The 4845-nt window shown below is 64.9% G+C and carries 4 protein-coding genes and 1 pseudogene; 1 reads left to right on the top strand and 4 read right to left on the bottom strand.

All coding sequences use genetic code 11. From position 1 onward, the window contains the following. The 4 genes from ACFY1P_RS35305 to ACFY1P_RS35290 form a co-directional block, all read right to left on the bottom strand. Positions 1-341, bottom strand: a 341-nt coding sequence (locus ACFY1P_RS35305) for a hypothetical protein (RefSeq protein WP_390753000.1), incomplete at its 3' end; no start/stop codon positions are given. Positions 342-375: 34 nt separating this feature from the next. Then, positions 376-1470, bottom strand: coding sequence for a hypothetical protein (locus tag ACFY1P_RS35300; RefSeq protein WP_361528465.1), 1095 nt, complete (start codon positions 1468-1470; stop codon positions 376-378). 48 nt (positions 1471-1518) lie between these two features. Next, positions 1519-3678 carry a DUF6571 family protein gene (locus ACFY1P_RS35295; protein WP_390752999.1) on the bottom strand — a complete coding sequence of 720 codons (2160 nt, stop codon included), beginning with the start codon at positions 3676-3678 and terminating at the stop codon, positions 1519-1521. 58 nt (positions 3679-3736) lie between these two features. Beyond that, on the bottom strand, positions 3737-4201 hold the full coding sequence (locus tag ACFY1P_RS35290) for a hypothetical protein (RefSeq protein ID WP_390752998.1): 465 nt from the start codon (positions 4199-4201) through the stop codon (positions 3737-3739). Positions 4202-4395: 194 nt separating this feature from the next. On the opposite strand from ACFY1P_RS35290, the pseudogene ACFY1P_RS35285 reads away from it, so the two are divergent. Beyond that, positions 4396-4845 (top strand): annotated as a pseudogene (locus ACFY1P_RS35285) (GNAT family N-acetyltransferase); the annotation flags it as partial.

Raw genomic sequence — 4845 nt, 5'->3', positions numbered from 1 at the left:
AGGTAGTAATCAGGCGAGAGTACGCCGCCTTGCTGCACCTTCTCCTGATTGAGCTGGGCCACGACATCGTCCACGGCGCTCTTCACATCACCCGCGTCGTATGTCGACTGATCTTCCCAGTGCATGAGCGCGAACCCCATGCCGCAGAGCACGGCAGCACTGACGAAGGCTCCGACGCGCTGCACCACATAGGCGGCGGCGGACGGCTCATTGGCCTCGGGTCCGCGATAGCGCCCCGCGCGCCTCCCCCAGGAGATCACCCGAGGGTCCGCCAAGGCAACCAGTAGTAGGAAGCCGGCGAGCACCCAGCACACACTCGCCAATTGCATGGTCTTCGTCATCGGGCGACTGGCCTCCGTATTTCCCAGCCGAACTTCACGGCAGCCGCAATCCGTTGCATCCATGTGTCTTGGCAGACTGCTTGGCAAAGGCTTTGAGTGCGGCCCGCTCAAAGTCCGTATCGGGATCCTTGACGGTAAGCCCGTCGTGGGCGCTCTGCCGCGTCGCGGCAATGGTGTAGAGCGACTTTTCGGAGCCGCCCGGGCACTGCGCGCTGCCGAACCCGTGGTGGGCTGCTGCCTCGAATCCTGAATCACCGGTCACGGGGAAGGCCTGCGTCCTGTGGCGGACCTCCTTGGCGAAGCTTCCGTACAGCGCCGAGAAGCGATAGAGCGTGTGGCCTTGAGAGTCGGTGACGAGACAGTCCTCGACAGGAGCGTGCGGGTCGGCGGGTGCTTCGACAGCCGACGACGCACCATGTCGTTGGGCCTCCGGCGCGAGTGCGGCGAGCGGCGCGCACGTCCCCTTTGCCTCGGCCAGAGGGACCGGGTGGCGTACCGGGTCCGGTGATATACGGGATACGGGCTGTCCATTCGAGGCGGAGCAGCCGAACTTTTCGGACGCGGCTGCCGCGGTACTGGTGACCACGCCGGCGAAGTCGACACGTTCGCGCTCGCCTCCGTCGGCACCGGAGAAGCCCACTTTGGTACGGGTGCTGACGACCAGGCTCTCTCCTGGCCGGTCGCTGCACTCGAGCTCGACCGCGCCGAAAAGGTCCCCGTCGTTCACCACCATCACGCCGGGCCAGCCTTGACCCACTGGAACGGCGGCGGATCCTGAGTCGGTGAGGAACAGATGGCTGACCGACGACGCGGCCCTCTCCGTCTTGGAGCCCCAGTTGACGCTGACCGCCAGCGAGCCACCGCCACCGCGGCTCGTCACCGAGCAGTCTGCGAGGGCGTCTTCGCCGGCGAGGCTTGCCCCGCCCTTTCTGGCCTCGATGTGCTCACTGTGCAGAGCTGAGCGGATCCGGTCCTTCGCGACAACCCCGCCACAGGAATCCGCCAGGGCGTCATTGTCGCGCCAGCTGTCGTACCCACCCGTGACGTAGAAGGTCCCGCCACCTACCAGAAGAAGGCAGACCAGGGCCGCGGGAACGATGGGCCATCGGCGCTGGCGAATATTTTTCAAGACCGAGATCCTTGTCCGGAGGCTGATGAGGGAGAGCTTCTGCGCCGCTTACTTCTCTCGATCCAGAGCGATGAACGCCTCGTTGCGCGCGCTGTCATGTCGTTCCTGCCCGGAGCCCACAAGGTGGCGTACGAGCCCGTCGTTGGATTCATAGCCATTTTTCCTTCCCCACTCGAGGACGAGGTTGTCGACCTGTCGTTGCCCCGTGTTGAACGCGGCCCGGTTTTCCTTGCCGGCGGCGGCACCGGCCTCGGATATCTGCTCTTTCGTCCACTCGTACGCGGCGAAGTCAAAGAGCCGATTGGTCAGATCAGCGCCCACCTTCACGCCCTTCGGGGTGGCGATGCCATTCCCTATCTCTGCGGGCACGAAGTTGAGGAGTGCTCCCGACGTGGCCGTCGCGGCGTGGCTGACATCACGCGCCCACTGAATGGCCTGGTCACGCTTGTCGAATACGACGTCGGAGCTGATGCCGTCGTAGAAGCCGTAGACCGAGGAAGCGGCTTCGATCGCGGCGGCCCGGTTGTCCGGATCTCCCTTGAAAGGGACCTGGACCAGGGTGTCCGCCGCGTACTGTCGCTCGGCGTTGTACATGGCGGCGAATGCGGCAGGGTCGTCGGCCACTCCACGCATGATCTTGACCAGATCGTCCTTGTGGACTGCCATGCGAACGGTGCCGCCGTCCTTCCAGACGCCGCCCTCCTCGTTGAATTTCTTGTAGTGCTCGTTCGTGCGGGAAAGGATCTCGTGCGTATCGCTCGTGTAGTCGGTGAGCATGTGCCCGAGTGGGCTGCGTAGGTTCTGCGGCAGCTTGTCGCCCTTCCAGTCCGAGTTGAGCACCCGGATGGTGTCGTGCATGACACGGGCTTCCGCTTCGCTGTGTCCCCCGAGCGCATGGTGGGTTCCGGGGACCTTGCCGGTCGCGGCCGCTTCGAGGGCGGACCCGAACCCCATGCGGGACGTCGGGTCGTCGAGGTCGTGAATCCCCGCCGGGCCGACTGTTGTCCACTTGGGCCAGTGGCGGTCCTTGAGCAGGTACTTCAGATGCTCGTTCTTGCCGTCAGCTCCGGGATCGAAGAAGGCGGTAGCGGCATCCGGCTGCGTGCCCATGATGCCGAGCAGGCCGTCCAGTGGGTCGTTCCCGATTCCCTTGTGCCCGCCGGCGATCCTGTTCCAGATGCCATCGTGTTGCTTCTCGGTGGCGATGATGTCGTTCCCGAGGTCATTCAAGAACGCTTTACCGTACTGGTCATGGTGTCCCATGAGGCTGACGAATGACTGATACCCGTAGAGCGGATTGGTCTTGCTGCCGAAGTTTTTTTCGCCGGCCTTGCGCAGTTCCTCGCGCCACTTTTCGTAGAACGGAGTCTTCGCGTCCGCGGTGGCTGTGGAGACGCTGGTGGCCAAGCCGCCCTGCAGAGCCAAGTAGTCCTGCTTGTGGCTCTTGTCGGAGGAGGTCAGCCCATCGAGCTTGTTCGACAGCTTGATGGCTCCATCGGCTCCGACGTTGTCGAGCAGTGTCCGGCTGAACTCCTTGTTGCCGGAGTTGTCGCGGAAGAGCCGCTCCAGCTCCGCCAGTTTCTTCTCGTCGAGGTGCCCCTTGGAATCGAGCTCCAGCGCCAGCTCCGCCGCCTTCTTGGCCTCGACCTTCTCGATGTCGCCCTCGGCCTTCGCGTTGAAGCCGTTCGCGAAACCGTCGAACAAGTCCGTGTCCTGGACTGCTGCTTGGAGGGCGAGTTTTACGCCCTGGTCGGCGTCGTCGACCGCCTGAACGGCGGTGGCTATGCGGGCGCTCCACGTGGCTTCTGTGGTGTGGAGGTCCGGGTCGTGGCGTGCCGCGTCTGCCAGAGCCTTGTCGGCCTTGGCGAAGTCGAAGGTCGCGCTGCCGTTCTCGCTCACCTTCATCCCGGCCTCTTCGGCTCTCTTTACTTCGTTCTCGAGCTTCTTCCGCAGCTCGGTGAACTGCCCATGCGCATCCCGCAACAACGAAGCGACGGCTCGGGCCTCCGCCGCTGCCGCCGTGTACTGGTTGTACGTCTGCGTCTTGGTCGTCTCCCGGAAGGTGGTGGCGGCCGTGCCCGTCCACGAACCGTCGACGGCCACATTGCGCACCTGGCTGTCGTACGTCCCCTGGACGGTCTCGAAGTCTTTGGCTGCCGCTTCCCATTTCGCCGCCGCAGTGGTCAGCAGGGAGAGATCCGTGGTCATGACCTGGTGGTACGTGAGCATGCTGTGCCCGGCTTCCTCTCGGTGTGACGCGGGGTCCTCAGTAGTCGGACAGCCGTGAGGGGTAAGGCGGCCCGCCGGCCTGCCCGTTCTTCGGGATGAGCAGCGGGAACTGGTTGCCCGTGTGGATGTCCGTGCCGTGGTACAGCTGATTGGCCCCGCTCAGCCCTGCCTTCTCCCTGGACAGCTGGCTCTGAAGCGACTTCACCGAGGCCCGCCACCCCTTGAGCGCCTCATTGATACCGGCTCCCGTCACCCACTCCGCGAATCCCTTGGCCGCGGCCTCCGTCGCCTCGTCCATGGCGCTGCCCGCCTTCTGCACATCGGGCTGTATGTGCTGCTCCAGCGCGGATATGGCCGACTTCTTCCGCGCCGCGGAAGACTTGAGGTTCGCGTTGCTGCTTCCCGGTAGCCCGGGGAGCCCCTCGTTGCCGGAAACCCCGTTGAGCCGCATCCGGGTCACCGCCTCCGTGTGCAGCCCGGTCCATTCCTCGTCGAATGCCACAATTCCCCCAACGCATCTCTACAGCACCGCATTTGCGCACTCGAACCTAACAACGAGACATCGCCTCGCGCAGCCGCTTCCTGATCCCTTGGCGCGCTTCCGTCGTGACCCTACGCACGCATACATGGCAGGGGCATGAGTACAGGTACTCATGCCCCTGCCGGCCAACGGCCGGCCCCTGTCACGATCTCCCCATGCGCATACAGATCGCCTCCGCCGAGGCAGCCGACTTCCATCAAGTGCTGGCCGATCACCCCCGTTACTGGGGCGACCGCAACCTCCGCGCGTTGCATCTCCTGGCGCTGGTCTAGGAATTCGCTTCGACCTGCCTGATCGCCAGGGACGACGAGGGCGGGATCCGGGGGTACGTCTTCGGATTCGTCACCCCGGACGGGACCGGGTACGTGCACCTGATCGCCACGCGCGACGACGCCCGGGGCATCGGCCTCGGGCGTCGTCTGTATGCGGCGTTCGCCGGAGCGGCGGAGCGGCACGGGGCGCGGCGGCTCAAGGCGATCACGTCGGTGGGGAACACCGGCTCGATCGCCTTTCACCGCCGTCGTGACGGCGAACACCACCGCCGTCACGACGGGGAACCGCCGCAGCCTCGCACGCTCACTGATCGTCATGGTCAGAAGTATCCG

It is taken from the genome of Streptomyces sp. NPDC001407 (assembly GCF_042895325.1).
Classification (GTDB): Bacteria; Actinomycetota; Actinomycetes; order Streptomycetales; family Streptomycetaceae; genus Streptomyces.
This window is presented reverse-complemented; position numbering and strand designations above follow the sequence as displayed.

Coding starts and splice junctions, on each gene's coding strand:
- ACFY1P_RS35295 (WP_390752999.1), bottom strand. CDS start 3,678: ATGACCACGGATCTCTCCCTGCTGACCACTGCGGCGGCGAAATGGGAA.